The 26,148-nt window shown below is 71.2% G+C and carries 28 protein-coding genes; 12 read left to right on the plus strand and 16 right to left on the minus strand.

Translation table 11 applies throughout. From position 1 onward, the window contains the following. Positions 1-196: 196 nt before the first annotated feature. The 6 genes from ABIC70_RS22895 (at position 197) to ABIC70_RS22920 (ending at position 5,606) form a co-directional block, all read left to right on the plus strand. The gene (locus ABIC70_RS22895) at positions 197-670 is read left to right on the plus strand and encodes a RidA family protein (protein WP_053608372.1); all 474 of its coding nucleotides are present in this window, start codon (positions 197-199) and stop codon (positions 668-670) included. 2 nt (positions 671-672) lie between these two features. Beyond that, positions 673-1,422: a glycerophosphodiester phosphodiesterase family protein gene (locus ABIC70_RS22900; protein ID WP_053608373.1), complete on the plus strand. Its 750-nt coding sequence runs from the start codon at positions 673-675 to the stop codon at positions 1,420-1,422. A 42-nt stretch (positions 1,423-1,464) separates the two neighbouring features. Next, the gene (locus ABIC70_RS22905) at positions 1,465-1,899 is read left to right on the plus strand and encodes a lysozyme inhibitor LprI family protein (protein WP_053608374.1); all 435 of its coding nucleotides are present in this window, start codon (positions 1,465-1,467) and stop codon (positions 1,897-1,899) included. A 209-nt stretch (positions 1,900-2,108) separates the two neighbouring features. Next, complete coding sequence (locus tag ABIC70_RS22910) at positions 2,109-3,386, plus strand: GNAT family N-acetyltransferase (RefSeq protein WP_053608375.1); 1,278 nt, start codon at positions 2,109-2,111, stop codon at positions 3,384-3,386. A 3-nt stretch (positions 3,387-3,389) separates the two neighbouring features. Further along, a complete protein-coding gene (locus ABIC70_RS22915) occupies positions 3,390-4,550 on the plus strand; it encodes a M20 aminoacylase family protein (protein WP_043384193.1) in 1,161 nt (386 codons plus the stop codon). Positions 4,551-5,015: 465 nt separating this feature from the next. Continuing rightward, positions 5,016-5,606 (plus strand): PAS domain-containing protein, encoded by a 591-nt coding sequence (locus ABIC70_RS22920; RefSeq protein WP_354441272.1) that lies wholly within the window; start codon positions 5,016-5,018, stop codon positions 5,604-5,606. Between the two features lie 16 nt (positions 5,607-5,622). Here ABIC70_RS22920 and ABIC70_RS22925 read toward each other — a convergent pair whose 3' ends face one another. From ABIC70_RS22925 to modC, 3 genes are all read right to left on the minus strand, one after another. Then, positions 5,623-7,266, minus strand: a complete 1,644-nt coding sequence (locus ABIC70_RS22925) for a TadG family pilus assembly protein (RefSeq protein ID WP_053608377.1) — start codon at positions 7,264-7,266, stop codon at positions 5,623-5,625. Further along, on the minus strand, positions 7,263-7,640 hold the full coding sequence (locus ABIC70_RS22930) for a TadE/TadG family type IV pilus assembly protein (protein WP_236961402.1): 378 nt from the start codon (positions 7,638-7,640) through the stop codon (positions 7,263-7,265). Before ABIC70_RS22930 ends, ABIC70_RS22925 begins: the two co-directional genes overlap by 4 nt. A 262-nt stretch (positions 7,641-7,902) precedes the next feature. Then, the gene (modC, locus tag ABIC70_RS22935; protein WP_354441275.1) at positions 7,903-9,006 is read right to left on the minus strand and encodes a molybdenum ABC transporter ATP-binding protein; all 1,104 of its coding nucleotides are present in this window, start codon (positions 9,004-9,006) and stop codon (positions 7,903-7,905) included. Positions 9,007-9,068: 62 nt separating this feature from the next. Between modC and ABIC70_RS22940 the strand changes: the two genes are divergently transcribed. Further along, positions 9,069-9,725 (plus strand): glutathione S-transferase, encoded by a 657-nt coding sequence (locus ABIC70_RS22940; protein WP_354441277.1) that lies wholly within the window; start codon positions 9,069-9,071, stop codon positions 9,723-9,725. Positions 9,726-9,755: 30 nt separating this feature from the next. On the opposite strand, the gene modB is transcribed toward ABIC70_RS22940, so the two are convergent. From modB to ABIC70_RS22960, 4 genes are all read right to left on the minus strand, one after another. After that, a complete protein-coding gene (gene modB, locus ABIC70_RS22945) occupies positions 9,756-10,448 on the minus strand; it encodes a molybdate ABC transporter permease subunit (RefSeq protein ID WP_043345507.1) in 693 nt (230 codons plus the stop codon). A gap of 15 nt (positions 10,449-10,463) precedes the next feature. Further along, positions 10,464-11,279: a molybdate ABC transporter substrate-binding protein gene (modA, locus tag ABIC70_RS22950; protein ID WP_354441279.1), complete on the minus strand. Its 816-nt coding sequence runs from the start codon at positions 11,277-11,279 to the stop codon at positions 10,464-10,466. Between the two features lie 118 nt (positions 11,280-11,397). Then, positions 11,398-11,595: a hypothetical protein gene (locus ABIC70_RS22955; RefSeq protein WP_043345513.1), complete on the minus strand. Its 198-nt coding sequence runs from the start codon at positions 11,593-11,595 to the stop codon at positions 11,398-11,400. A gap of 156 nt (positions 11,596-11,751) precedes the next feature. Then, positions 11,752-11,895 carry a hypothetical protein gene (locus ABIC70_RS22960; RefSeq protein WP_167380412.1) on the minus strand — a complete coding sequence of 48 codons (144 nt, stop codon included), beginning with the start codon at positions 11,893-11,895 and terminating at the stop codon, positions 11,752-11,754. A 298-nt stretch (positions 11,896-12,193) separates the two neighbouring features. On the opposite strand from ABIC70_RS22960, the gene ABIC70_RS22965 reads away from it, so the two are divergent. Beyond that, a complete protein-coding gene (locus ABIC70_RS22965) occupies positions 12,194-13,114 on the plus strand; it encodes a 50S ribosomal protein L11 methyltransferase (protein ID WP_354441282.1) in 921 nt (306 codons plus the stop codon). Positions 13,115-13,154: 40 nt separating this feature from the next. Continuing rightward, positions 13,155-13,343, plus strand: a complete 189-nt coding sequence (locus tag ABIC70_RS22970) for a ribosome modulation factor (RefSeq protein ID WP_043384211.1) — start codon at positions 13,155-13,157, stop codon at positions 13,341-13,343. Here the strand turns inward: ABIC70_RS22970 and ABIC70_RS22975 are convergent, their stop codons facing one another. Continuing rightward, positions 13,344-13,607 (minus strand): hypothetical protein, encoded by a 264-nt coding sequence (locus tag ABIC70_RS22975; RefSeq protein ID WP_043345518.1) that lies wholly within the window; start codon positions 13,605-13,607, stop codon positions 13,344-13,346. A gap of 127 nt (positions 13,608-13,734) precedes the next feature. Here ABIC70_RS22975 and ABIC70_RS22980 point away from each other — a divergent pair, with 127 nt between their 5' ends. Further along, positions 13,735-15,573 carry an aminopeptidase P family protein gene (locus tag ABIC70_RS22980; protein WP_354441284.1) on the plus strand — a complete coding sequence of 613 codons (1,839 nt, stop codon included), beginning with the start codon at positions 13,735-13,737 and terminating at the stop codon, positions 15,571-15,573. Positions 15,574-15,692: 119 nt separating this feature from the next. Then, positions 15,693-17,864, plus strand: a complete 2,172-nt coding sequence (locus tag ABIC70_RS22985) for a protein-disulfide reductase DsbD family protein (protein WP_354441286.1) — start codon at positions 15,693-15,695, stop codon at positions 17,862-17,864. Between the two features lie 147 nt (positions 17,865-18,011). On the opposite strand, the gene phoB is transcribed toward ABIC70_RS22985, so the two are convergent. From phoB to pstS, 6 genes are all read right to left on the minus strand, one after another. Continuing rightward, a complete protein-coding gene (gene phoB / locus ABIC70_RS22990) occupies positions 18,012-18,707 on the minus strand; it encodes a phosphate regulon transcriptional regulator PhoB (protein WP_043345521.1) in 696 nt (231 codons plus the stop codon). A gap of 188 nt (positions 18,708-18,895) precedes the next feature. Continuing rightward, the gene (phoU, locus tag ABIC70_RS22995; RefSeq protein ID WP_043345524.1) at positions 18,896-19,615 is read right to left on the minus strand and encodes a phosphate signaling complex protein PhoU; all 720 of its coding nucleotides are present in this window, start codon (positions 19,613-19,615) and stop codon (positions 18,896-18,898) included. A gap of 118 nt (positions 19,616-19,733) precedes the next feature. After that, positions 19,734-20,549: a phosphate ABC transporter ATP-binding protein PstB gene (pstB, locus tag ABIC70_RS23000; protein ID WP_043345526.1), complete on the minus strand. Its 816-nt coding sequence runs from the start codon at positions 20,547-20,549 to the stop codon at positions 19,734-19,736. A 20-nt stretch (positions 20,550-20,569) separates the two neighbouring features. Continuing rightward, complete coding sequence (pstA, locus tag ABIC70_RS23005) at positions 20,570-21,460, minus strand: phosphate ABC transporter permease PstA (RefSeq protein ID WP_075380270.1); 891 nt, start codon at positions 21,458-21,460, stop codon at positions 20,570-20,572. Positions 21,461-21,472: 12 nt separating this feature from the next. After that, positions 21,473-22,450, minus strand: coding sequence for a phosphate ABC transporter permease subunit PstC (pstC, locus tag ABIC70_RS23010; RefSeq protein WP_043345529.1), 978 nt, complete (start codon positions 22,448-22,450; stop codon positions 21,473-21,475). Positions 22,451-22,534: 84 nt separating this feature from the next. Continuing rightward, positions 22,535-23,575 carry a phosphate ABC transporter substrate-binding protein PstS gene (gene pstS, locus ABIC70_RS23015; protein ID WP_043345532.1) on the minus strand — a complete coding sequence of 347 codons (1,041 nt, stop codon included), beginning with the start codon at positions 23,573-23,575 and terminating at the stop codon, positions 22,535-22,537. Between the two features lie 267 nt (positions 23,576-23,842). Here pstS and ABIC70_RS23020 point away from each other — a divergent pair, with 267 nt between their 5' ends. After that, a complete protein-coding gene (locus ABIC70_RS23020) occupies positions 23,843-24,088 on the plus strand; it encodes a hypothetical protein (protein WP_043345535.1) in 246 nt (81 codons plus the stop codon). A 15-nt stretch (positions 24,089-24,103) separates the two neighbouring features. Here the strand turns inward: ABIC70_RS23020 and ABIC70_RS23025 are convergent, their stop codons facing one another. Together ABIC70_RS23025 and recN are read right to left on the minus strand one after the other, a co-directional pair. Beyond that, positions 24,104-24,304 (minus strand): hypothetical protein, encoded by a 201-nt coding sequence (locus ABIC70_RS23025; protein WP_043345537.1) that lies wholly within the window; start codon positions 24,302-24,304, stop codon positions 24,104-24,106. 116 nt (positions 24,305-24,420) lie between these two features. After that, on the minus strand, positions 24,421-26,094 hold the full coding sequence (gene recN, locus ABIC70_RS23030; RefSeq protein ID WP_043384223.1) for a DNA repair protein RecN: 1,674 nt from the start codon (positions 26,092-26,094) through the stop codon (positions 24,421-24,423). Positions 26,095-26,148: the final 54 nt, after the last annotated feature.

A 26,148-nucleotide genomic window follows, 5' to 3' on the forward strand; every position in this document is an offset into this window, starting at 1 on the left:
CTGATCTCTGGGACGAATCCGCGGCTTTGCCGTGCGCCGTCGGCGAATCGCGAGCCCGCGAAACGGAGGCTGGACGGCCGCCGCCGCGGCCGGTCATCGAGGCCGCGATCCGAGCCTTCGCGGCGCGCGGCCCTTGCGCCGCGGGGCGCGGCCGTGCTCCTGCTCCCGCGGATTCGCAGGAACCAGGGAGAACCCGATGAGCTCGATCAAGGAACGCCTGGAGGCGCTGGGCCTGACCCTGCCCAAGGCGGCCGCGCCCGTCGCCAACTACGTGCCGTTCGTGCGCACCCGCAACCTCGTGGTGATCTCCGGCCAGGTCTGCTTCGGCGCGGACGGCGCCATCGCGGCCGAGCACAAGGGCAAGGTCGGCGGCGGGGTCTCGGCGGAGGCCGGCAAGGCGGCCGCCCGCCTGTGCGCCCTCAACGTCCTCGCCCAGCTCGAGGCCGCGGTCGGCGACCTCGACCACGCGGTGGTGCAATGCGTGCGGCTCGGCGGCTTCATCAACGCGGCGCCGGGCTTCTCGGCGGTGGCCGGGGTGATGAACGGCGCCTCCGACCTGATGGTCGAGCTGCTCGGCGACCGCGGGCGCCATGCCCGCTCCACCGTCGGCGTTGCGGAGCTGCCCCTCGACGCCGCCGTCGAGGTCGAGGCGATGTTCGAGGTCCGCTGACGGTGGGCGCCCCCGATTGGCTCACCGCGCGGCCGATCGCCCATCGCGGCCTTCACGACCGGGCGGCGGGCCGGCCGGAGAACACGCTGGCGGCGGCCCGGGCGGCGGTCGCGGGCGGCTTCGCCATCGAGTGCGACGTCCAGTTGAGTGCCGACGGCGAGGCGATGGTGTTCCACGACGCCGCCCTCGGCCGCCTCACGACGGCGCGCGAGGCGGTGGCCGAACGGTCGGCCGCCGAACTCGGGACGCTCAAAGTCGCCGGGTCCGCGGAGACGATCCCGACGCTGCCGGCCTTCCTGGCGGCGGTGGCCGGGGTCGTGCCGGTGGTGATCGAGGTGAAGTCCCGCTACGACGGCGACCTGCGGCTCGCGACCCGCACCGCGGAGGTCGCCGCGGCCTATGCCGGGCCGGTGGCGCTGAAATCCTTCGACCCGCAGGTGGTCGCGGCCCTGCGCGATCTCTGCCCTGCCACGATCCCGCGAGGCATCGTGGCGGAGACCACGCAGGACGATCCCGCCTACGCGGCGCTGACGCCCTCGCTCCGCCGGTCGCTCTCCGACCTGCTGCACTTCGCCGAGACCCGGCCCGACTTCCTGTCCTGGCGGGTGGACGACCTGCCCTGCGCGCCGACCTATCTCTGCCGGCTGCTCGGACGGGTCCCGGTGATGACCTGGACGGTCCGGACCGAGGAGCAGCGCGCCCGGGCCGCCGCACACGCGGACCAGATGGTGTTCGAGGGATTCGTCCCGTAAATTTTCCTAAGACCCGTCCGATTCGTCACGACGAAGACCGCCATGACCGTTTCGAGTGAATCGCGCGCACGGTTCGTGCGGCTCTGCGGCGGGCTCGCCCTCGCCGCGACCCTGCTCTCCTCGGTGCCCGCCGCTGCGGCCGACCCGTGCGAGGGCACGACCCAGGCGGATCTCAACGCCTGCGCGGGTGCCGATTACCGGACCGCCGATACGGCGTTGAACGCCGTCTATGGGCAGTTGATGAAGAAGGTCGGTCCGAAGACGAAGGACGCCCTGCGGGGCGCCCAGAAGGCCTGGCTGTCGTACCGGGACGCGACCTGCTTCCTTGAGACCATGGGTTTCGACGGGGGCTCGGCCTACGCGATGGAGTACAACGGCTGCCTGAAGGGCCTGACCGACGCGCGGACCAAGATCCTGAAGGGATATCTCGACTGCAAGCCGGAGGACGTGTCCTGCGTGGGCCGGCTCGGGGAGTGAGCGCGGGCCGCGACGGCGGCGTCCCGTTCGGGGCTCAGGCCCGTTTCCGCGCCGTCGCGCACGCCGTCGATCAAGCCGTCGAGGAAGCGCGCGACGGCGGGTCCGGCGCGCGCAGCGGGTGACGGCGGCGGCCATCTGACAAGGCAGCCATGGCTGCCGTGCGCATCCGCCCGCTTGCTCCCTGCGGGGCACAGGCTAGATTCCGGCCCATGAAGCAAGCACCCGGGCCGACGCCGGAGACCGCCGCACTCACCGTGCGGGCGCTTCCCGGATTGAAGGAGATCGGCGCCGCGGATTGGGATGCCTGCGCCTTCTCGGCCGAGACGCTGGCGGCGGGCGACGAGACCCACAATCCCTTCCTGTCGCACGCCTTCCTGTCGGCGCTGGAGGATTCGGGCTGCGTCTCCCGCAGGACCGGCTGGCTGCCGCTCCACATCTCGGTCGAGCGCGACGGCGAGCGCCTCGGCGTGGCGCCCTGCTACCTGAAATCCCACAGCCAGGGCGAGTACGTGTTCGATCACGGCTGGGCCGACGCCTATGAGCGGGCCGGCGGCGCCTACTACCCGAAGCTGCAAGTCAGCGTGCCGTTCACGCCGGTGACCGGCCCCCGCTTCCTGATCGCGCCGGGCGCCGATCCCGACGAGGCCACCGCCGGCCTCGTCGCGGGCCTGCGGGCGCTGCGGAGCGAGACCAAGGCCTCCTCGATCCACGTCACCTTCATGCGCGAGGCCGAGTGGGAGCGGGCCGGCGCCGCCGGCTTCCTGCAGCGCACCGACCAGCAGTTCCACTGGCAGAACGACGGCTACGCCACCTTCGACGATTTCCTGGCCGCCCTCGCCTCGCGCAAGCGCAAGACCATCCGCAAGGAGCGCCGCGACGCCCTCGCGCCCGGGATCACCGTGGAGCACCTCACCGGCGCGGACATCACCGAGGCCCATTGGGACGCGTTCTACGCCTTCTACATGGACACGGGCTCCCGGAAATGGGGACGGCCCTACCTCAACCGCCGCTTCTTCTCGCTCCTGTCCGAGCGCATGGCCGACCGGGTGCTCCTCGTGATGGCCAAGCGCGCGGGCACCTACATCGCCGGGGCCATCAACCTCATCGGCGACACGGCGCTCTACGGGCGCAACTGGGGCTGCATCGAGGACCACCCCTTCCTGCATTTCGAGATCTGCTACTATCAGGCGATCGACTTCGCGATTGCCCGAGGCCTGAAGCGGGTCGAGGCGGGCGCCCAGGGCGAGCACAAGCTCGCCCGCGGCTACCGGCCGGTCCTGATGCATTCGGCCCACGACATCGCCGACCCGGCCCTGCGCCGCGCGGTGGCCGATTACTTGCAGCGGGAGCGCGCCCATGTCGCCGAGGCGGTGGACGTCCTCGACACGTTGACGCCGTTCCGGCGCACGGACGAGGGCGGTGCCTGCGACGGCGCTGCGCTTTCCGAAACCTCGCCCTCCAAGACGTCAGCCCCCGAGAGTCCGTAAGACATGAGCCCGATCGACCGTATCCAGACCTATGCCGACGAGCTGACGGCCCTGCGCCGCGACCTGCACGCCCATCCGGAGCTCGGCTTCGAGGAGGTGCGCACCGCCGGCATCGTCGCCGACCTCCTCGAGACCTTCGGCTGCGAGGTGCATCGCGGCGTTGGCGGCACCGGCGTGGTGGGACTGCTCAAGGGCCGCACCGACAACGGCCGCCGGATCGGCCTGCGCGCCGACATGGACGCCCTGCCCATCGAGGAGGAGACCAACCTCCCCTATCGCTCGACCTATGCCGGCAAGATGCACGCCTGCGGCCATGACGGCCACACCACGATGCTGCTGGGCGCGGCGCGCTACCTCGCCGAGACCCGCGACTTCGACGGCACCGCGGTGTTCGTGTTCCAACCGGCCGAGGAGGGCCGCGGCGGCGCCCGGGCCATGCTGAAGGACGGGCTGTTCGAGCGCTTCCCCTGCGACGAGATCTACGGCCTGCACAACCAGCCGGGCGGCGGCCACGGCATGATCAAGCTGCGGCCGGGGCCGATCATGGCGGCGGCGGACTTCTTCGACATCCACATCCGCGGCAAGGGCATCCACGCGGCCCAGCCGCACCGGGGCGTCGACCCGATCATCATCGCCACCGGCCTCGCCCAGGCCTTGCAGTCGATCGTGTCGCGCAACGCCGATCCGCTGAAATCCATCGTGCTGTCGATCACCCGGATCGAGGCGGGCTCCGCCTACAACGTCATCCCGGAGACGGCCCATCTCGCCGGCACGATCCGCACCTTCGACAAGGAGATCCGGGCCCTCGCCGGCGCCCGCATGCGCGAGCTGGCGGCGGGCTTCGGCGCGGCCTACGGCGCCGAGGTCACGGTCGACCTGCAGGACGTGTTCTCCGTGTTGGAGAACGCCCCCGAGCAGGCGGCCGCCGCCACGGAGGTCGCCACCGAGCTGCTGGGCGCCGACAAGGTCGAGGCGAACGTCGTGCCGAAGATGGGCAGCGAGGACTTCGCCGACATGACCATGGCGGTGCCCGGCGCCTATGTCTGGCTCGGCGCCAATCCGGGTCCCGGCCTGCACAATGCCGGCTACAACTTCGACGACTCGATCATCCCGATCGGCAGCGCCTTCCTCGCCCGGATGGTGGAGCGGCGCACCGCCGCCTGACGCCCGGCGGTCCCCGCCGTCCGGAGCTGTCCGGATGGCGGGCGATGATGGGTCTGGGCGCAGGCGACCGTCGACAGACCGACCGATCGGTGCGATTCTCGACGCAACCAGCCCGCGAACCAACACGGGCCGTGATGGGAGGGCGCCATGTCACCGGAGATACGGGAATCCCGCGCGGCGCTGATCCTGCTCGCCGCCTCGGTGGGAGCGGTTCTGATTTTCGGCGCGTTCACGCTGCTCACGCAACTCGGGTGACGTGCTGCCGGGATTGCAACTTGGGCGGGTCGTTAGGCGAGCGCAACGAAGTGGACCCGCTGCCGGAAAAAGAGAATCGTGATGGAGGCTCAGTCGCGTACCGGGATAGATGCCTCGCTATGGGTTGAGTTAACTGCTCATTAATTCTATCAAAGGTTGTATGTCTCCGGCGAATGCGTGCATGCGGCACGCCGGAATCGGAGATCGCCCATGATTGCCGACGCGATCCAAGATCCCCGTCCTCGGCCCGTCGATCTCGCGGCCGCGCTGAACGCGTCCGGGATCATCGGCGCGTGGTCCTGGTCGCCGCGGGACGAGCGGTGCATCCTCGATGCCGGCGCCGCCGACGTTCTGGCCGGGGATTCCGGGCTCGCCGGACGTCCGCTCCCGCTCTCGGTCGCCAAGGCCTGCGTTCATCCCGAGGACCGGCCGGCCGTGGTGCGGCAGTTCAAGGCGGTGCGCGCGCGCGGCGGCCTGTTCGTGGCCGAGTACCGGACGCTGTCGCCCTCCGGCCAGGTCCGCCGGATCCTCGATCGCGGTCGCATTCCGGCGGGCGCGTCGAGCCGGCGCCTCGGACACGGCATCATCATCGACGTGACCGATGCGTCGCCGCCCGCGGCTGCGGCGGCGGAGCCCGCAGATGCGCTCACGCAGGCGGTGGATCGGGCCCTCGAATGCCGCGAAGCCCTGGAAGGGGTGGCGGATACCGAGCTTCAGCTCCTCGTCGACATGCTGCTGCTGCACCTGGGCCGGCACATCGCCAAGGCTTCCACGACCGGTGCGCGCGGTCGCGGCCACTGAACCGGGCCGGCCCGGCTCACTGCACCAGAACGGCCTGGCTGCAGAGGGTGCCGTCGACATCGAGATCGGCGTAGCCGAGGCGCAGTCCGAGGCTGCGCAGCACGTTGTCGAGCACGAGGTCGATCGCGGGCGCCACGGCGCCCAGGGTCGTCGTCAGGGCCGACTGGAGCAGCGGAGCCACGCCGATCCCGTTGATGTTCAGCGTGAGGTTGCGCAGCAGGCTGCCGGTCAGCGACTGAGTCAGGTTGCCCGACGCGACCGAGCGCACGGTGTGGTTGGCGATGTCCGCCTCCGAGAAGGTCAGGGTCTGGGCGCCCGTACCCAGTGTCACCAGCGCGCGGCCGGAGACGGTGATCAGCGGCAGGGCGATCAGGGGGGCCGGTTGCGAGAGGTCCGGACCTGTGCTGCCGCCGTTGATCGCCGTGCGCGGCACGCCGGCGATCGCGAGGGTCGCCAGCCCGGTCTGCGCGTCGAGGGTGACCTGACGTCCGCTGGGCCCCGCGCAGGTGAGCGACCGCAGGGTCGCCTGGGCGGGCGCCACCTCGGCGTAGACCGGCAGGGTGAGGCTCCCGAGTCCGAGGGGCGCCGTGACCGTGGCCTCGATCAGCAGCCGGGTCTGCGCGGTCTGCACGGTGGCGTTCGGGCTGCCCGGGCGGACCCAGCCCGAGCTGCGCTTGCGCTCGCCGATCGCCAGGGTCAGGCGGGTCGCGAGCAGGCCCGGAATGGTCGCCCCGAGATCGACCGCCACCTGGTTCTGGCCGTTCGCCAGCGCGGCCGCGGCACCCAGAAGGTTTAGCACGTTGAGGGAGGGGCCGGCGAAGCCCCGGGGCGGCGCCAGCGCCGCGGCATCGCCCAGCCCGTCCACCTGGCCGATCGCGATGAGGTTGCCGGCATTCGGCAGGGCGTTGAGGATTCCCGAGAGGGCCGAGACGACGCTGCCATTGTCCTGCGCGGCGACCCGGAGCGCCATCAACATCTGCCCGACGCTGGCCTGCGCCTGGACGATGTCGGTGTAGTTCGCCGCCTGCATGTTGAGGCTCGCCCCGAGCGCGTCGAGCACCCGCAGGCCGTCCACGCGGGCGCTCGCCAGGGCGTCGTAGTCGCTGACGCTGAGCGACAGCTTGGCGCCCAGAAGCGCGCCGAGCAGGGCGTTGGCGATGCCGCCCTGGAGTTGCAGGGTGCCGGATCCGATCGTGAAGGCGGCGAACTGCGCGCTCGCCGCGGTGCCCGTGACCCGCAGCGGCACCGCGGCCGGAAGGCCGATCGCCCGGCCGAAGGTCACAGGGACCGAAGTCGAGAGACCGACCCGCACGGCGTTGGCCGGGCTGCCGCCGGCCTTGAACCGGCTGCCGGGCGCGGTTCCCGGCGCGCTGGCGTCGTAGCTGCCCGGGCTGACCGTGGCGGTCGCCGTGGCGTAGCCGTTGTCGCCGAGGGAGCGCCGCGCCGCCGTGTCCGCCTGGGCCGGATCGACGGCCGCCAGCATGGCGGCGATGTCCACCGCCCCCTGTGCCTTGCGCCGCGCCTGGAAGACCATGCCGAGGTCGATCCCGACCGCGCCCGCTCCCATCAGCATCGCGCTGCCGAGGGCGACCAGGATCGCGACGTTGCCGCCCCGGGCCGCCCGGAAGCGCCGTGCCCGGCCTGCGCGCGGCGCGGTCACAGGCCGCCCTTTCGAACGCTGACGGTGCTGCGCAGCACGCTCGGCAGCATCGGCAGCAGACGGGAAAAGACGTTGATGCCCAGCGTCGTGGCGTCGAGGGTGACGGTGACCGTGTACACCGTGGCGTCGCTGGGATCCGGCCCGACCTGCACGACGATGCTGCCCGGCCGGAACATCGCGCCGGCGTTCAGGCTCTGGTTCACCATTTTCTGGGCGAGGCTGGCGCGCTCGGAATCGGTGACGCCCGCCACGGAGGCGCGTGCCGCCTCCGCGGCGATCTGGCGGAGGTTGTGGGCCGCGCCGAGACAGATCCCGAACACCGCGATCCCGGCGAACAGCAGGAGCAGCATGGGCGCCACGAGGGCGAACTCCACCGCGGAGCTGCCCCGCCGGCAGGTCCACCCCTTCGGCGCGCCACGCCGGCGCAAGCGCCGCAAGTCCATCGCATCGCCCTCCACGGGTCGCGCAGCCCGATGACTGCACGACCTATGGTGGCGCCGATCTTCTAACCAATGGTTGTTTTAATCGTCGATTATACAACCTTTGAGCGAAAAAAGCCGCTCCGGTGCGGCGCAGGCAGGAGGGACCGCGCTGCGCCATCGCATGCGGCGCCGACGCCGTCGCGCCGGGGCGGCCTCAGATGGCCGTCGGCGGCCGCAGCAGACCGATGCCGGCAGGATCGAAGGCCGCGCTCTTGATAATGGCATGAACGTCGCGCCCCGGCACCAGCCCGAGTTCGCGGACGGCAGCGGCGGTGACGCGCGCTACGAGGCGCGCGCCGTTGCAATCGATCTCCACCGCCGTCTCGGCTCCCGCCGGGGCGAGCCCGTAGATCCGGCCCGCCAGCACGTTGCGGGCGCTGAGCCCGCGAGGGCGCTCTGTGGCGACGAGCACGTCGCGGGCGGGAATCCGGACGCGCAGCCGCGTTCCGGGCGGGCGCGACAGCCCCGGCACCAGCAGGCGCCCGGCGGCGCCCGTCAGACGCGTGAGCCCGGTGGCGTCATCGACGGCCTCGACGACCATGTCGAGCAGCGCGCCGGCTTCGGCCTCGTGGATCGGGACGAGATCGGCCCGGCGCAGGATCGTTTCCGCGGGGCCGGCGGCGGCCACGCGCCCGGATTCCAGCACGATCACCGTGGTGGCGAGCCGTGCCACCTCGGACACCGCGTGGCTGACATAGATGATCGGGATGCCGGCCTCGTCGCGCAGGCGCTCGATGTAGGGGAGGATCTCGGCCTTGCGGGCCTCGTCCAGGGCCGCGAGGGGCTCGTCCATCAGCAGGAGGCGCGGTCTGGCCAGGAGGGCCCGGCCGATCGCCACCCGCTGGCGCTCACCCCCCGAGAGCCCGGCAGGCCGCCGGTCGAGGAGATGGTCGATCCCGAGCATGCCCGTCACCGCCGCGAAGGCCACCGGGTCGGCACGGTGCCGGGCGAAGACGCGGCCGTAGCCGAGGTTGGTCCGGACGCTGAGATGCGGGAACAGCCGCGCATCCTGGAACACCACGCCGACCTGTCGCCGATGCGGCGGCAGGATCAGTCCCGCCGCGGTATCGACCCATGGGGCCCCCCCGACCGTGATCCGGCCCCGATCCGGGCGGGCGAGGCCGGCGATCAGGTCGATCAACGTGGTCTTCCCCGAGCCCGATCGCCCGAACAGGGCGGTGAGCCCCGGCCCGGCCTCGAAGGCGGCCTCGAGCGCGAAGGCGCCGCGCCGGATCTGGACGTCGACCTGGATGCTCACGCGGCGGGACTCGGGTAACAGGGGCCGCGGCGCGTTCCGGCGCCGGCCCGGACTCGCCCGCGATGATTACGGTCCATCACCTTGAGAACAGCCGGTCGCAGCGCGTGCTCTGGCTGCTGGAGGAACTCGGCCTGCCCTATCGCGTGACGCGTTATGCCCGCGATCCCCGGACCCTGCGCGCGCCCCCCGAGCTCGTGGCCGTGCACCCGCTCGGCAAGGCGCCGGTGATCACCGACGGCGAGACGGTGGTCGCCGAGACCGGCGCCATCGTCGCCTATCTCACGGAGCTGGCCGGCGCGAGGCTCGTGCCCGAACCAGGGACGGAGGCGCGGCGGCGCTACGTCTACTGGTCGCATTACGCCGAAGGGTCGGCGATGCCGCCGCTGCTGCTGAAACTGGTTTTCGGTCGGCTGGCGCCGAGCAGCCCTTGGCTGCTGCGACCCTTCGTGCGCCGGATCGCCGACACGGTGCTGCGGGGCTTCGTCGATCCGGATCTGCGCCGGCATGCGGCCTTCTGGGAGTCGGAGCTCGCGGACCGGCCGTATTTCTGCGGCACCGATTTCTCCGCGGCCGACATCCTGATGAGCTTCCCGCTGGAGGCTTTCGCGGCGCGCGGCACGGGAACGGGCCCGCAGGTCACGGATTGGCTCGCACGCATCCATACCCGCCCGGCCTATCAGAGGGCGCTGCAGCAGGGCGGCCCCTACGCCTATGCCTGAGCGGGTCTCCCCCTTAGAGGCGGCGGCCATTCAGCCCGCCCCCAGCCGTCGACCGGCCCGCGTGGCGAGGACTTCCGAGATCAGAAGGGCCGAGACCGACAGCGCGATCGAGATCAGGGTGAGGCGCAGGGCAGGCCCCTCCCCGCCGGGCACCTGCGTCAGCGTGTAGATCGCCGACGGCAGCGTCTGGGTCTCGCCGGGGATGTTCGACACGAACGTGATGGTCGCGCCGAACTCGCCCATCGCCTTGGCGAAGGCCAGCACGGCCCCGGCGAGGCAGCCGGGCAGGCTGAGCGGCAGCGTGATGGTCAGGAACACCGCGAAGGGATTCGCCCCCAGCGTCCCGGCCGCCTGCTCCAGCCGCCGGTCGACCGCCTCGATCGACAGCCGCATCGCCCGCACCATGAGCGGGAACCCCATCACCGCGCAGGCGAGCGCCGCTCCGGTCCAGCGAAAGGAGAGCACCACGCCGATCTCGGCGAGGGGCGCGCCGAGCAGACCGCGCCGGCCGAAGGCCAGCAGCAGCAGGTAGCCGGTGACCACCGGGGGGAGGATCAGCGGCAGGTGGACCAGCCCGTCGAGCAGGGCGCGGCCGGGAAAGCGGCGCCGCGCCAGCAGCCACGCCACGGCGAGGCCGGGCACGAGGCTCGCAAGCGTCGCCACCGTCGCCACCCGAAGGCTCAGGCCGACGGCGGTCCACTCCTCCGGGGTCAGACCGAACACGGGGCCGGCGCGCCGCTACTGGCTGGCGCCGGGCTGCGCAACCACCGTGAAGCCCTGGCGCTCGAAGAAGCCCCGGGCCTCCGGGCCGCGCAGGTAGCCGAGCAGGGCTCCGGCATCCGGGTTGCGCGAAACCTTTGTCACGGCCGCCGGATAGATGATCGGCGGGTGGCTGTCGGCCGGGAAGGTCGCCAGCACGTGGACGCTCGGGTCCGCGGCGGCGTCGGTGGCATAGACGATGCCGAGGGGCGCCTCGCCCCGCGCGACGAGCAGCAGGGCGGCGCGCACGTTCTCCGCCTGCGCCACCTGCCCCTTCACGGCGTCCCAGGCGCCGAGCTTCTCCAGGGCCGCCTTCCCGTACTTGCCGGCCGGGACGGCGTCGATCGTCGCCATGGCCAGCCGGCCGCCGCCGAGAATCCGCGTCAGCGTGGTGCCGAGGTCCGGCGCCAGGGCGATCTGCGGGTCCGCGGCGCCGTTCTTCGGACCCGGCGCGATCAGCACCAGGGCATTGCGCAGGAAATCGATCCGCGATCCGGTCTTCAGGAGCCCGGCCCGGTCCACGTAGTCCATCCAGGCGAGGTCGGCCGAGATGAACAGGTCCGCAGGCGCCCCCGCCTCGATCTGCTTGGCGAGGGCGTTCGAGCCCGCATAGGAGACCCGCGCGGTCTTGCCCGTCGCCCTGGTCCAGGCGGCCGAAGCGTCGTCGAGGGCGTTCTTGAGGCTGGCGGCCGCGAACACCACGACGGGCTCCTCCGCCCGCGCCGCCCGATCCGCGGGGGCGAGCGCCAGCGTTGCGAGGGCCAGCGTGGCCAGGATCCGTCGGGTCAGGCGCATGGATGGGGTCTCCCCGGTCGCGACCCGCTATATCCGGCGGGGAACGACGGGGATCATAGGGACGCCGTGGCCGCCGGCCAAGGCCGGCGGCCACGCCGGGAAGGACGCCCTCGTCGGATCACCCCAGATTGGCGTCGCGGCGATCCTTGGGCTCGGCCTCGGCGCGGTGCAGGCGGCTCAGCAGAACCAAGAGGTGGCCCGGGAGGGGCCCGTCCGGTGCGGGCCCCCCGAAGATCCGCTCACGCGGTCGGGACTGCACGGCCGTGCCGGTGACGACCACGGGCCCACGGGGGCCGGAACGCCGGGACTTGGTCACGCTGTACGCACCCTGCTCAATCGTGATTCACGTAAAAAGCCGGCAAAAACGCCGCCCGAAGCGGCTGGTTCCACGGCCCCGGTGGATCATGTGATTAACGCGCGACCATCGTGCCGCATTCCTGGGCAGTCGCGCACACGAATCGAAAGGCGGGGCTCACCAGGTCCGGATGTCGCGGCCTTCCACCGGCTGACTCTCCGGCGCGCCGCTCATGCCGTCCGCAACCAGCAGCGCCCACAGCGTGGCCGCGGCCGTGGTCACAACCGCGAAGGCGACGCTGATAAGGAGAGGCGATGTCATGGCAGCACGATCGTCTGTCAAAACCGGCGCGCCGCTCCACGAAGTGCGGCGCGCCTGAGTCGAGGGTCTGGCCTTGGGGAAGCCGAGATTGTTTAAGCACGCGCGATGCCCCTGGACACTGATTTAGATCGCTGAGATCACAAGTATTGACCCTTGTGTCTGTCCGGCAACAAAGGGCGGGACCGCGCGTCGGCCGCGCGTCGGCCGCGTCTCCCGGGCCTCCCTGCGCCGGCGGGGACCGTATTTTTTCGCGCCAGCCCCTGGGCTGCGGCGCGCCCCGGCGTTACAGCCCGGCATCATGCTCGAAGGCCTGCCGCCCCACCGCCCGTCTCACGTCCTGCGCCTGCTGACCGATGAACGGTCGGCCCGGGCGATGACCGACCTCCTGGGTGAGATGTTCGATCCCATGGACACGGCCGTCGCCGCCTTCGAGGACGAGGACGGCCGCACGTGGCGCCTCGAAGCCTATTTCGCCGACGCGCCCGACGAGGATTACGTCCGGGACCTGATCCGGCCCGTCATCGGCGATGCGGCGGATGCGGCCGAGTTTCGCACCATCGCGCAGCAGGATTGGGTGCGCGCGTCGCTCGAGGGGCTGAAGCCGGTCCGGGCGGGACGCTTTCTCGTCCACGGCTCGCATGACCGCGACGCCGTGCGGGGCAACGATCTGCCCATCGAGATCGAGGCGGCCCTCGCCTTCGGTACCGGCCACCATGGGACCACTCTGGGCTGTCTGCGCGCGCTGGTCTCGGAGCTGAAGCGCCGGCGCCCGGCCCATGTCCTCGATGTCGGTACGGGAACCGGGATCCTCGCCTTCGCGGCCGCCAAGGCCCTGCGGCAACCCGTTGTGGCCGGCGACCTCGACGCGGAGGCCGTGCGCACGGCCCGCGAGAACGCCCGGGCCAACGGGCTCGGGCCCTATCTCAAGCTCTACGAGGGGCCGGGGGTGCGCCACCGCCTCGCCGACCGGCCGCGCCATTTCGATCTCGTCTTCGCCAACATCCTGGCCCGGCCCCTGCGGCTCCTCGCGCCGACGCTGACGCGCGTGGTCGCCTCCGGGGGCGTTCTGGTCCTGTCCGGCCTGATCGCGCGCGACGTGCCCGGCGTCCTCTCGGCCTACCGCCTCCAGGGCTTCTCCCTCGTCCGCCGCGGCATGATCGAGGGCTGGGTCGCCCTGGTCCTGATGCGCGGCGGCGCCGCCCGCCGCCCGCGGCGCTGAGGCGCCCCGAACCGGCGGCGCGCCGGCGCGTTGATTGGCCATGAGCCAGACGTCGCTCCATGATCCGCCCGCGGACCCCATCGCCGAGGGCGCCCGCGCCCGGGCTCAGGGCCGTCCCAAGGACGCCTGCCCCTATCCGGCGAATTCGCCCGCACGCGTTGCGTGGTTCGAAGGCTATGACGGCGCGCCCATCGAGCGCATGCCGGACCTGCCGGTCGCGAAGCGCTGATCAGCGCGCAGTGCGAAGCCGGCCCGACGGCGTCGAACCATCCGACGTGGGGGCGGTTTCGGCTGCTGTTTCCGCCCCGTCTGCCCGCGACACGGGAGCGCCGAGCGCCGCCATCAGCACGCGCAGACCGTCCACCCATTCCTCGAGTTCGGCGAGCGAATCGAATCCGTCCCGGCGAACCACCGTGTCGGGTTCGATCGTCACGATGGCGTCGAAGCGGCCATCGGGTCTGTCGCTGATCCGGTAGTAGACGCGGCGTGGCATGTCTGAGGAATAGGCCAAATCCGGCGGCGTGATAAGATTGTTAGCGATCTTTTAGGCACCGCACCCGGGCGCCTCCTCTGAGGACGGGGTGTTGCGGCGTGGGAGCGGCGGGCGCTAGGCTCGCCTCATGACTGAGCCCCGTCCGCCCCAGCCGCGTCAGCGCTTCCAGAGCTTCGACGACCCGAGCCACCGGAAGGGCGCCGAGCGGATCGAGGCCTTGCGGGCCGCCCTCCGCGAGCACGGGATCGACGGTTTCGTCGTGCCCCGGGCGGACGAGCACCAGTCCGAATACGTTCCGGCCGATGCCGAACGGCTGGCTTGGCTCACCGGCTTCACCGGCTCTGCGGGGACGGCCGTGATCCTGATGGAATCCGCGGCGCTGGTCGTCGACGGCCGCTACACCCTGCAGGCGCCCGAACAGGTCGATACCGGCATCCTCACGGTGGTGCCGCTGGTCGAGTCGACGCCGGAAGCCTGGATCGGCGTCAACCTCAAGAGGGATCAGGTTCTGGGCTACGATCCCTGGCTGCATACACCCGACGGTCTCGCACGCCTGGAGCGGGCCGCCACCCGAGCCGGCGGCGCGGTGCGGGCCGTGCCGAACCTCGTCGACGCCGTCTGGGCGGGCCGCCCGAGGCCCCCCGCCGGGCCGGTGGTGCTCCATCCGGATGCCCTGTGCGGCGAGGCCTGCACCGACAAAATCGCCCGGATCCGGGCGGCCCTCGCCGAGGGCGGCTGCGATGCCCTGGTCATCTCGGATCCGCACAATCTCGCCTGGGCCTTCAACCTGCGCGGCTCCGATGTCGGTCACACGCCCCTGGCCCTCGGCTACGCCATCCTGCCGCGCGAGGGGTTGGCGCGGCTGTTCCTGGTCTCGCCCGAGGTCGATCCGGCACTGCGCGCGGTGCTGGCCCCGATCGCCGAGATCTTGCCCCGGGCGGAACTGGACGACGGGCTGGGATCCCTCGCCGGCGTGCGTGTCCGCCTCGACGCGGCGACCGGCGCCGTCGCCCTGAAGGAGAAGATCGAGGCTGCCGGCGGCACCGCCGATGTCGGCAAGGATCCGATCACCGGCATGAAGGCGGTCAAGAACGCCGCCGAGATCGCCGGTGCGCGCGCCGCCCATGTCCGCGACGGGGCGAGTGTCGTGCGGTTTCTTGCCTGGCTCGACGGTGCGGCCGCGGCCGGAGGCCTCACCGAGATCGCCGCCGTCGAGGCCCTTGAGGATTTCCGCGCGGCGGGCGGCGATCTGCGCGAGGTCTCGTTCCCGACGATCTCGGGATCCGGGCCGAACGGCGCGATCGTCCATTACCGGGTGAGCCGCGCCACCGACCGGACGGTCCGGACCGGCGAGTTGTTCCTGATCGATTCCGGTGCGCAGTATCCGGACGGCACCACCGACATCACCCGCACGGTCGCGGTGGGCACGCCGAGCGCCGAGATGCGCGACCGTTACACTCGGGTTCTGAAGGGCCACGTCGCGATTGCCCGGGCGGTGTTTCCTGTCGGCACGACCGGCGCTCAGATCGACGCCTTCGCCCGGGCGCCGCTCTGGCAGGCGGGGCTCGACTTCGATCACGGCACCGGCCACGGCGTCGGCGCCTTCCTGTCGGTGCACGAGGGACCGCAGCGGATCGCCAAGACCGGCACGGTGGCGCTGGAGCCCGGCATGATCCTGTCGAACGAGCCGGGCTATTACGCCCGCGGCGCCTACGGAATCCGGATCGAGAACCTCGTGCTGGTCGAGCCCCGCACGATCGCGGGCGGCGAGCGCCCGATGTTGGGCTTCGAGACCCTGACGCTCGCCCCCTATGATCGGCGGCTGATCCAGCCGGACCTGCTCGAACCGGAGGAGCGCGCCTGGATCGATGCCTATCACGCCCGGGTGCGCGAGACCCTGGCGCCCCGGGTCGATGCCGGGACGCGCGACTGGCTGGAGCGTGCGACCGTGCCGCTCGCGGACTGAGCGATCGGCGTGGGATCCCGGGCGCGGCCCGTGGTAAGACCCACCGCCATCGAAACGCCCGCGCTGGCCCGGATACACCGCGCGTGAAACCGCGCCCGCCCTGCGCGCGAAGGGACAGCATGATCCGCCGCCTCGCCATTCTGATCCTGGCCTTCGCCGCGAGCCTCTCGGCCGCCGCAGCCCAAGGGGTCCCGCAGGGCTTCCGCACGCCGGCCGACCTCGTGCGGGCGAGCCTCGTGGCCGAGCCCGCCGCGGTCGCCGGCGCACAGCCGTTCACGCTGGCGGTGCGGATGCAGATCAAGCCCGGCTGGCACGTCTACTGGCGCAACCCGGGCGATTCCGGACTGCCTCCGGAGGTGACCTGGACCCTGCCGGCCGGCTTCAACGCCAGCGCGATCCGGTGGCCGGCGCCGGAGCGCATCCCGATCGCGACCCTCATGAATTACGGCTACGAGGGTGAGGTCACGCTCCTCGTGCCCGTGACGCCGCCGCCGAGCCTCGACCCGGCCAATCCCGTTCAGATCCAGGCGAAGCTGACCTATCTCGTCTGCGAGACCGAGTGCGTCCCCGGTTCGGCCGATCTCGCCCTCACCCTGCCGGTGGGCAAGGCCGAGCCGGACCCGGCCAACGCCGCGCTTTTCGCGCGCGCCCGGGCTGCCCTGCCCGCGCCGGCGCTCTGGCCCCTGCGCCTGTCGAGCCAGGGCGACACGCTGCAGCTCGATTTCGCCGCGACCGGCCTGAAACCGGAATCCATCCGGAACGCCGCCTATTTCCCCTATGCCGAGACGGCGATCGACAACGCCGCCGCGCAGGTGATGACCGTCGACGAGACCGGTCTGCATCTGACCATCGCGCGCAGCAGCCCGACCGATCCTTTGCCCGCCGCCCTGCCCGGCGTCCTGACGATCGACGAGGTCGGCACGGACGGCACCCGCCGCCTCGCCTTCGCGTATGGTGACGAGCCGGTGCTTCCTGCCGTCGCGGCCGCGTCGAGCGCGCCGAATCCGGCCGGAGCCCCGCCGGCCGTCGCCGAGTTCGACGCGCTGACCCTCGCAACCGCCGCGGCCTTCGCCTTTCTGGGCGGCCTGATCCTCAACCTGATGCCCTGCGTCTTCCCGGTGCTGTCCATCAAGGTGCTGAGCCTCGTGCGGCATGCCGGCGAGGGCCCGGCGCGGCTGCGGCTGCACGGCCTCGCCTACACGGCCGGCGTGCTGGCGAGCTTCCTCGGCCTCGCATCCCTGCTGATCGCCCTGAAGGGTGGCGGGGCCGCGATCGGCTGGGGCTTCCAGCTGCAATCGCCCGCCATGGTCGCAGCCCTCGCCTATCTGCTGTTCGCGATGGGCCTGAGCCTGTCCGGGGTGGTCCATGTCGGCGGCCGGCTCGCCGGCCTCGGAGACGGCCTGACCCGGCGTGCCGGCCTGAGCGGCTCGTTCTTCACGGGCGTGCTGGCGACCCTGGTGGCGACCCCCTGCACGGCGCCGTTCATGGGCTCGGCGGTGGGCTTCGCGCTGACGCAGAGTGCCGGTGTCGCGCTCGCCGTCTTCGCGAGCCTCGGCCTCGGCCTCGCCCTGCCCTTCCTGGTGCTGACCCTCTGGCCGCCGGCCCTGCGGGCGCTGCCGCGGCCGGGCGCCTGGATGGAGACCCTCAAACAGGTCCTGGCCTTCCCGGTCTACGCCACCGTGGCCTGGCTGATCTGGGTTCTGGCCCAGCAGGTCGATCCGCGTGGGCTGCTGGCGGCGCTGATCGGCCTCGTCCTCGTGGGCTTCGCCGCCTGGGCCTGGGAACACGGCCGCGCCGCCGCGCCCGGGGCGGGCCGGGTCGCGCGGGTCGCTGCGGCCCTCGCGCTGGTCGCCGTGGCGGCCCTCGCCGTGACCCTTCCGCGGGACCGCGCCGCGCCGTCGGCGCAGGCCGCCGCCGACGGGGTCGAGCCCTTCACTCAAGCGCGTCTCGACGCCCTGGTGGACGCGCACCGCCCCGTCTTCGTGGACATGACCGCCGCGTGGTGCATCACCTGCGCGGTGAACGAGGCGACCTCCCTCAACACCAAGGCCGTGCGGGCCGCGATGGCCGAGCGCGGCGTGACCTACATGAAGGGCGACTGGACCAACCAGAATCCCGAGATCACCCGTCTGCTGGAGAAGCACGGGCGCAGCGGCGTGCCGCTCTACCTCCTCTATACCGGAACCGGAGCGCCTCAGGTGCTTCCGCAGATCCTCACCGAGGGGACGGTTCTGACGGCGCTCGACGCCGTGCCGGTCGCGTCCGGCCGGAGCGCGGCGCTGACCCGCTGAATCTGCGCGAGGCCCGGGGGCCCGCCGGGCCTCGCAGCATCCGCCGGCCTCGAACGTCCCCGGCTCCCTTCGCTGCACGCGGGCGGGCGGCGCGGCCGACCGGCCTCCGGCCCGAAACGCTTTGTCCCGGAACGCTTCGCGCCCGTCTCAAGCGTCGAGCGAGAACGTCTCGTCGAAGGCGTAGCCCGAGCCGCGGACCGTACGGATCGGGTCGGCTTGACGCGGGCCGTTCAGTGCCTTGCGCAGCCGCCCGACATGGACGTCGACCGTGCGCTCGTCGATGTAGACGTCGTGTCCCCAGACCCCGTCGAGGAGCTGCTCGCGGGAGAAGACCCGGCCCGGCGCCAGCATCAGGAATTCCAGCAGACGGAACTCTGTGGGGCCGAGATGCAGCTCCTCGCCGCCGCGGCGGACGCGATGGCCGGTGCGGTCGAGTTCGAGGTCGCCCGCCGCCAGCCGGTCCGAGACATGGGCGGGCTTGGCCCGGCGGAGCAGCGCGCGGATCCGGGCGAGCAGTTCCGGGACGGAGAACGGCTTGACGATGTAGTCGTCGGCGCCCGTCCCGAGGCCGCGGATCCGGTCGCCCTCCTCGCCCCGGGCGGTGAGCATGATCACGGGCAGCCGCTCGGTCTCCCGGCGCGCCCGGATCCGCCGGCACAGCTCGATGCCCGACAGGCCGGGCAGCATCCAGTCGAGCAGGACGAGATCGGGGATCCGCTCCGCCAGGAGCAGCTCCGCGTCGTCGCCGCGAGCCGCGGAATCCACCAGAAAGCCCTCGGCTTCCAGATTGTAGCGCAGCAGCGTGGTCAGCGCCTCCTCGTCCTCGACGATCAGGACTTGCATGCTCACGTTCGAAGATCCGTTCACGAAGCGGCGCCATACGGCCTGCAGGCGCGCCGACTCTCCTTGGAGCCGGCGGGCAGGCGGAGGGTGCAGGAGGCGCCGCTCAGCCTCAACCCGCACGCTCCGATTCTCCGGCGGCGCCCCACAGGAGCGCGCGCAGGCCGACGCCTGGACCGGGGGCGGCCCGCTTACGGAGCCGGCACCCCGTCCACGGTCGCGTAGTTCGACGCATCGTTCTTCGGCCGATCGCCCGCCAGGGCCTCGCCCGTGGCGAGATAGTGGATCGTCTCGGCGATGTTGGTGGTGTGGTCGCCGATCCGCTCGACGTTCTTGGCGCAGAACAGAAGATGCGTGCAGAACGAGATGTTGCGCGGATCCTCCATCATGTAGGTCAGGAGCTCGCGGAACAGCGAATTGTACAGGGCGTCGATCTCGCCGTCCCGCTCCCAGACATCGTGGGCTGCCTGGACGTCGCGGCTCGCATAGGCGTCGAGAACGTCCTTGAGCTGGCCCTCCGCGAGGTCGCTCATGTGGCGCACGCCGAGAACGATCTTCTGGGCCGGCGCCTGATCGGAGATCGCCACCACCCGTTTGGCGACGTTCTTGGCGAGGTCGCCGATCCGCTCGAGGTCGCCGGAGACGCGGATCGCCGAGATCGTCTCACGCAGATCGATCGCCAGGGGCTGACGCCGGGCGATCAACAGCACGGCGCGCTCCTCGATGTCCCGCTGCAGGGCGTCGAGGCGCTTGTCGGCGACGATCACCGCCTGGGCGAGCGTATCGTCCCGGCGCACGAGGGCGTCCGTCGCCTCCGCGGTCATCTTCTCGGCCACGCCGCCCATCTCCGAGATCGAGCGACGCAGGTTCTCCAGGTCGGTGTCGTAGGAGGTGACGATATGGCCGGGCATGGCGAATCCTTCGATGGGTCCCGGGGGCGGCGCTCCGGGGAGGCCCTCGGGGACCCGCCGGCCCTCCGCGGATGCGGCGACCGGACGGCCTTCCCCGAGACCGGAGCGTTCAGGCAGACTAGCCGAACCGGCCGGTGATGTAGTCCTGGGTGCGGCGTTCCGTCGGGTTCATGAACATCCGGTTGGTCGGACCGAACTCGATCAGCTGGCCCAGATACATGAAGGCGGTGAACTGCGAGATGCGCGCCGCCTGCTGCATGTTGTGGGTGACGATCACGATGGTGAACTCGTCGCGCAACTGCTCGATCAGCTCCTCGATGCGGCCGGTGGAGATCGGGTCGAGGGCCGAGGTCGGCTCGTCGAACAGGATCACCTCCGGGCGCTGCGCCACCGTGCGGGCGATGCACAGGCGCTGCTGCTGGCCGCCCGACAGGCCCGTGCCCTGCTGCTTGAGCTTGTCCTTCACCTCGTCCCAGAGGGCGGCCTTGCGCAGGGAGGCCTCGATCCGGCCGTCGAGTTCGGATTTCGGCAGCTTCTCGTAGAGGCGCAGGCCGAAGGCGACGTTGTCATAGATCGACATCGGGAACGGCGTCGGCTTCTGGAACACCATGCCGATGCGCGAGCGCAGCTCGTTCAGGTCGATGGAGGGGCTGAGGATGTTCTCCCCGTCCAGGAGGATCTCGCCCTCGGCCCGCTGCTCCGGATAGAGGCTGTAGATCCGGTTGAAGCAGCGCAGCAGGGTGGACTTGCCGCAGCCCGAGGGCCCGATCAGCGCCGTGACCTGCCGGTCGTGGAAGTTGAGGTTGACGTCCTTCAACCCGTGGAAGCTGCCGTAGTAGAAGTTCAGGCGCTTCACGGCGATCCGCACGGGACCGCCCTCGTCGGCGCGGTTGCGGTTCAGCTCGACCGTGGGGATCGCGGAGGCGGCGTTCATCGTCGTGTCCTCGAAGGGTCTCAGCGCGAGGTCTGCGGCTTGATCACAAGGCGGGCAATGATCGACAGCACCAGGATGGTGGCGGTGATCAGAAGCGCGCCGGCCCAGGCGAGGCCCTGCCAGTTCGGATAGGGCGAGAGGGCGAACTGGTAGATCATCACCGGCAGGTTCGCGACGCCACCCATCAGGTTGGCCGAGAACCAGGAATTGTTGTTGAGGGCGGTGAACAGCAATGGCGCCGTCTCGCCGGCGATGCGCGCCAGGGCCAGGATGATCCCGGTGACGATGCCGGCCGAGGCCGCCCGCCACGTGACGTTGATGATCACCGTCGAGGGCGGCGCCCCGAGCGCCGCGCCGGCCTCCCGCAGGGTTCCGGGGACGAGCCGCAGCATGTCCTCGGTGGTGCGGACGATCACCGGAACGGCGATGATCGCGAGCGCGACGCCGCCGGCCCAGCCCGAATAGGTGCCCATCGGCCGCACCATCAGGGTGTAGACGAACAGGCCGATCAGGATCGACGGCGCCGAGAGCAGGATGTCGTTGAGGAAGCGGATCAGGGCCGCGAGCTTCGAGCCGCGCCCGTACTCGGCCAGGAAGGTCCCGGCCATGACGCCGACCGGCGTCGCGATCACGATGCCGATCCCGGTCAGGACGAGGCTGCCCAGAATGGCGTTGGCGATGCCGCCGCCCTCGGATCCGGGGCCCGGCGTCGGGTTGGTGAACAGGGTCGGCGTGAAGCCGCGCACGCCCTGGACGATCAGCATCACCAGGATCGAGCCCAGGACCAGGGCGCCCACCAGCGTCGCCCCGGTGCAGGCAACCCGCAGCGTGCGGTCGGCGATGCGCCGGCCCTGACGGACCCGGCCGGAGCGGCGCCGGGGCGCCGCGGTCATCGTGGGGGAGGCGTCCATCGCGCGTGCTCCTCAGGCGGCCTGGACGCGGCGCGTCAGCAGCCGGGCGATGATGAGCACCACGAAGGTGATCACGAACAGGATGCAGCCCAGAGCCATCAGGGCGTTGAGCTGGAGGCCGTCAGCTTCGTTGAACTCGTTGGCGATGCGCGACGCGATGGTCGAGCTCGGATCGAAGATCGAGGCCGAGAGGCGGTTGGCGTTGCCGACCACGAAGGTCACCGCCATCGTCTCGCCCAGCGCCCGGCCGAGGCCGAGCATGATCGCCCCGATGATCGAGACCGAGGCCTGCGGCACCAGCACGTGGCGCACCACCTCCCAGGTGGTGCAGCCGATGCCGTAGGCGCTCTCGCGCAGCACGGTCGGGATCTGGTCGAGCATGTCGCGGGCGATCGAGGCGATGAACGGCACGATCATGATCGCCAGGATGATCCCGGCGGTGAAGACGCCGACGCCCGAGGGCACCCGGGCGTAGAACAGCGTGCCGACGATCGGCATGCCCTCGACGAGGTTCGAGACCGGGATCTGGATGTAGCGCGCGAAGAGCGGCGCGAACACGAACAGGCCCCACATGCCGTAGATGATGCTGGGCACGGCGGCGAGCAGCTCGATCGTCATGGCGACCGGCTTGCGGGCCCAGCCCGGGCAGAGCTGGGTGAGGTAGACCGCGATCCCGAGGGAGACGGGGACGCCGATCAGGAGCGCCAGGAAGGCGGAGGCGACGGTCCCGATCACCGCCACCAGGGCGCCGTACTGCTCGGTCCCGACGTTCCAGGCGCTGGAGGTCAGGAATCCGAAGCCGAATTCGCGGAAGGCGGGCCAACCGCCGTAGAGGATCGAGCCCAGGATGCCGGCGAGGACGAGCAGCACCAGCAGCGCTGCGGCATACGAGGAGGTCCGGAACAGGGTGTCGAGGCTCCGGCTCGGCGCCTTCCGCGCCGTCGCGGAACGGGTTCGGCCGAGGGCGATCGATTCTGTCAAAGCGGGCATCCGCTGTTCTCTGCGAAGAGGGCGTGGTAGCGCGGGGCGTTCCGAGAAGCGAGGGAGGAGGTTCGCACCTCCTCCCGGCCACGCTCACATGTTGAAGACAGGCTTACCGTCCTTGCCCTTCACGTCCTTCCACTCCTGGTGGATCAGCTCGACGACGTTGTCCGGCAGCGGGACATAGTCGAGGTCGACGGCAAGCTTGTCGCCGTTCTTGTAGGCCCAGTTGAAGAACTTGAGCACATCGGCGGACTTGGCCGGATCGACGGCATCCTTGTGGACCAGGATGAAGGTCGCCGCCGTGATCGGCCACGCCGCCTCGCCCGGCTGGTTGGTCAGGGAGATGCCGAAGCCCGGGGTCGCCTTCCAGTCGGCGCTCGCCGCCGCGGCCTGGAACGCCTTGTCGTCGGGCTGCGGATACTTGCCGGCCTTGTTCTGCAGCAGGGCGTAGGAAAGCTTGTTCTGCTTGGCGTAGGCGGACTCGACGTAGCCGATCGCGTTCGGGACCTGCTTCACCGTGGCGGTCACGCCCTCGTTGCCCTTGCCACCCTGCCCCACCGGCCAGGAGATCGTCGTGGCGGCGCCGTATTCCTTCTTCCAGGGCTCGGAGACCTGGGACAGGTACGTGGTGAAGATGTTGGTCGTGCCCGACGCGTCGGAGCGGTAGACCGGGGTGATGTTGGAGTCGGGGAGCTTCAGCCCGTCATTGAGTTTCGCGATCCGCGGATCGCTCCACTTGGCGATCTTGCCGGCATAGATGTCGGCCAGCACGTCGCCGGTGAGCTTGAGCTTGCCCGGCTCGATCCCGGGGATGTTCACCACCGGCACGACGCCGCCCATCACGGTCGGGAACTGGACGAGACCGTCCTTGGCGAGCTGCTCGGGCTTGAGGGGCGCGTCGGTGGCGCCGAAATCGACCGTCTTCGCCTGGATCTGCTTGATGCCGCCCCCGGAGCCGATCGACTGGTAGTTGAGGCCCGAGCCGGTCTCCTTGCGATAGGCCTCGGCCCACTTGGAGTAGACCGGGAAGGGGAACGTAGCCCCGGCGCCGGTGATATCGGCGGCGAGCGCCGCGGACGCCAGCTGAACCGTCGCGAGGCCGACGGCGAGCGCGTAAGCGAAGGGTCTCAAGGGATTCTCCGTTGCCGTCGGGCAAGAGCCTGCGCTGCCCTGCCGGCAAGCCCATGCCCGCGGCAGAGCTCTGCGGCCGATCTTCCGAAGAGACCCAGCGCCGGCCGCCCGATGGAGGGGCGCATACGACAGGCAGATGACACCGGGATGACATCGCGCCGCGGGCCGGACGGCACGGTTCGTGGATCTCGCGCGTTCATAACCCGCATGGGCAGCGGCAATGCCGGAGCAATGCCAGCGGCAGTGACAGCGGGAGGACGTCGGATCGTGGGCGGCGAGGAGGTCGATACGGGGGCGGATGCCGACCCGGTCTGGTCGGCCCTGCATGCGGAGCGGGAAGCCGTGGAGCGTGCCCTTACGCTGGCGCAGGCGCGCCAGAAATTCTCCACCGATCCGGAGCTGGCGGCCGCAGCGCGGCGCGAGGAGGCCGAGCTGCTGGTCAACCTCGACCGGGTGCTGACGTTGATTCGTGCCGCCGAGTATCGTCGACGGCCGGGGGCGCGCCGCTGGTAGCGGCGCGGGGCCGGATCAGATCGCCCGGCGCAGCTCCCGCTCCTTCTGGCGCAGTCGCAGAAGCAGCTCGACGTGCGTGTCGGTGATCGGCTGCGTGTCGACGCTGCCTTCGTAGACCGTGCGAAGGTTGAGGCCGAGCTGGCGCGTGTCGAGCGCCCGCTTCAGCGACTGTCCCGCAGGCAGATGCCCATCGGACTCGACGATAGCCGGCTTCATGGCTCCCTCCCGCCCATCGACCGCCCATGCCTTCCGCGGTACCGGGATGACGGCACTTTCAAGTCGAATAGTTAACGCATCGTTAAGCTCAACCAACGGTTAAGGCTGTCGCCGGGCTACGCCTCGGCGCCCTGAAGCAGGCGCGCGGCTGCCGCCCGGGCTTCGTCGGTGACGGTGGCGCCCGCCAGCATCCGGGCGATCTCCTCCCGGCGCTCGGCGACCGGCAGGCTCGACACGCGGGTGGCGACGCGGCCGGCCCCCTTCACGGGCGCCTTGGCGATCAGGAAATGCGTCTCGGCGCGCGCGGCAACCTGGGGGGCATGGGTCACCGCGACCACCTGCACGGTGGCCGCCAGCCGGGCGAGGCGCAGCCCGATGGCGTCCGCCACCGCGCCGCCGACCCCGGTATCGATCTCGTCGAAGATGAGGGTCGGAGCGGAGCCCTTGTCGGCCAGCACCACCTTGAGCGCCAGCATGAAGCGCGACAGCTCGCCACCCGAGGCGACCTTCATCATCGGACCGGGCTTGGTCCCCGGGTTTGTCTGGGCCCAGAACTCGACGCGGTCGGTGCCGGCGGCATCGCGGGAATCCGGATCCGTGACGATCTCGGTGATGAACCGGGCCCGCTCCAGCTTGAGGGGCGGCAGCTCGGCCTTCACGGCGGCGTCGAGCTGCTTGGCCGCCCGGCGGCGCCCGGCGCTGAGCTTCTCGGCAGCCTCGGCGTAGGCGGCCTCCGCCGTCGCGAGCCCCTCCTCGAGGCCGGACAGCGCCGCCTCGCCGGCATCGATGGCCGCGACGTCGTTGGCGTAGCGCTCCGCCAGGGCGGCGAGGTCGTCGGCGGGCACGTCGTACTTGCGCGACGCGGCGCGCAGGGCGAAGAGCCGCTCCTCCACGCGCTCCAGGTCGCGGGGATCGAACTCCGTCTCGGCCACCGCCGCATCGAGGACCGCCCGGGCTTCGTCGAGGGCGACCATCGCGGCGTCGAGGGCGTTCACGCACGGGTCGACGAGGGCCGGCAGCTGCGCGGCGCGGCGCTCCAGCTTGCGCAGGGCGGCCGAGAGATGCGGCACGCCGGAATGGGGTCCGCCGACCGCCTCCAGCGCCTCGTTGAGTTCGCGCGCCACCTTCTCGGATTGCTGCATGATGGTGCGGCGCTCGGCGAGCTGCGCCTCCTCCCCCGGAAGCGGCGCGAGTTCGGCGAGTTCCTCCACGGAATGGCGCAGGAAATCGGCCTCCTTGCGGGCCGTCTCGACCCGGGCGCGGTGCTCGGCGAGTTCGGTCCGAGCCGTCCGGACGGCCCGAGCGGCGGTGCCGACCTTGGCGAGCTGGGGCTGAAGCCCGCCGAAGGCGTCCAGGATCGCGCGGTGCGAGGCGGGGTCGGCGAGCGCCCGGTCGTCGTGCTGCCCGTGGATCTCCACGAGGGCCGCGCCGATCGCCCGCAGGACCTGCACGCCCACCGGCTGGTCGTTGACGAAGGCGCGGGTCCGGCCGTCCGCCATCTGGGTCCGGCGCAGGATCAGGTCGCCCTCGGTGTCGATCTCGGCCTCCTCCGCGATCCGGCGCGCGGGATGGTCGACGGGCAGGTCGAAGACCGCCGTGACCACGCCCTGCGCCTCGCCGTGACGCACCAGGCGGCCGTCGCCACGACCGCCGAGGGCCAGGGCGAAGGCGTCGAGCAGGATCGATTTGCCCGCGCCCGTCTCTCCGGTCAGGACGCTGAGTCCCGATCGAAAATTCAGTTCGAGCCTGTCGATCAGGACGATGTCGCGAATCGCGAGCTGCGCCAGCATGCGGCGACGGGGATTCCTCAGGACGGGACCGCACACATAAGGCCGCTGCGGCGC

Source organism: Methylobacterium sp. 1973, assembly GCF_040545035.1.
GTDB lineage: Bacteria > Pseudomonadota > Alphaproteobacteria > Rhizobiales > Beijerinckiaceae > Methylobacterium > Methylobacterium fujisawaense.

Excerpts from the sequence above, each read along its gene's own strand:
- phoB (WP_043345521.1), bottom strand. The coding sequence starts at position 18,707 with ATGCAAGTCCTGATCGTCGAGGACGAGGAGGCGCTGACCACGCTGCTG.
- ABIC70_RS22920 (WP_354441272.1), top strand. The coding sequence starts at position 5,016 with ATGATTGCCGACGCGATCCAAGATCCCCGTCCTCGGCCCGTCGATCTC.
- pstB (WP_043345526.1), bottom strand. The coding sequence starts at position 20,549 with ATGAACGCCGCCTCCGCGATCCCCACGGTCGAGCTGAACCGCAACCGC.
- pstA (WP_075380270.1), bottom strand. The coding sequence starts at position 21,460 with ATGGACGCCTCCCCCACGATGACCGCGGCGCCCCGGCGCCGCTCCGGC.
- ABIC70_RS22980 (WP_354441284.1), top strand. The coding sequence starts at position 13,735 with ATGACTGAGCCCCGTCCGCCCCAGCCGCGTCAGCGCTTCCAGAGCTTC.
- modA (WP_354441279.1), bottom strand. The coding sequence starts at position 11,279 with ATGCGCCTGACCCGACGGATCCTGGCCACGCTGGCCCTCGCAACGCTG.
- ABIC70_RS22975 (WP_043345518.1), bottom strand. The coding sequence starts at position 13,607 with ATGCCACGCCGCGTCTACTACCGGATCAGCGACAGACCCGATGGCCGC.
- ABIC70_RS22895 (WP_053608372.1), top strand. The coding sequence starts at position 197 with ATGAGCTCGATCAAGGAACGCCTGGAGGCGCTGGGCCTGACCCTGCCC.
- ABIC70_RS22905 (WP_053608374.1), top strand. The coding sequence starts at position 1,465 with ATGACCGTTTCGAGTGAATCGCGCGCACGGTTCGTGCGGCTCTGCGGC.
- pstC (WP_043345529.1), bottom strand. The coding sequence starts at position 22,450 with ATGCCCGCTTTGACAGAATCGATCGCCCTCGGCCGAACCCGTTCCGCG.
- phoU (WP_043345524.1), bottom strand. The coding sequence starts at position 19,615 with ATGCCCGGCCATATCGTCACCTCCTACGACACCGACCTGGAGAACCTG.
- ABIC70_RS22910 (WP_053608375.1), top strand. The coding sequence starts at position 2,109 with ATGAAGCAAGCACCCGGGCCGACGCCGGAGACCGCCGCACTCACCGTG.
- ABIC70_RS23025 (WP_043345537.1), bottom strand. The coding sequence starts at position 24,304 with ATGAAGCCGGCTATCGTCGAGTCCGATGGGCATCTGCCTGCGGGACAG.
- recN (WP_043384223.1), bottom strand. The coding sequence starts at position 26,094 with ATGCTGGCGCAGCTCGCGATTCGCGACATCGTCCTGATCGACAGGCTC.
- ABIC70_RS22970 (WP_043384211.1), top strand. The coding sequence starts at position 13,155 with ATGAGCCAGACGTCGCTCCATGATCCGCCCGCGGACCCCATCGCCGAG.
- ABIC70_RS22915 (WP_043384193.1), top strand. The coding sequence starts at position 3,390 with ATGAGCCCGATCGACCGTATCCAGACCTATGCCGACGAGCTGACGGCC.
- ABIC70_RS22985 (WP_354441286.1), top strand. The coding sequence starts at position 15,693 with ATGATCCGCCGCCTCGCCATTCTGATCCTGGCCTTCGCCGCGAGCCTC.
- ABIC70_RS22960 (WP_167380412.1), bottom strand. The coding sequence starts at position 11,895 with ATGACATCGCCTCTCCTTATCAGCGTCGCCTTCGCGGTTGTGACCACG.
- ABIC70_RS22965 (WP_354441282.1), top strand. The coding sequence starts at position 12,194 with ATGCTCGAAGGCCTGCCGCCCCACCGCCCGTCTCACGTCCTGCGCCTG.
- ABIC70_RS22940 (WP_354441277.1), top strand. The coding sequence starts at position 9,069 with ATGATTACGGTCCATCACCTTGAGAACAGCCGGTCGCAGCGCGTGCTC.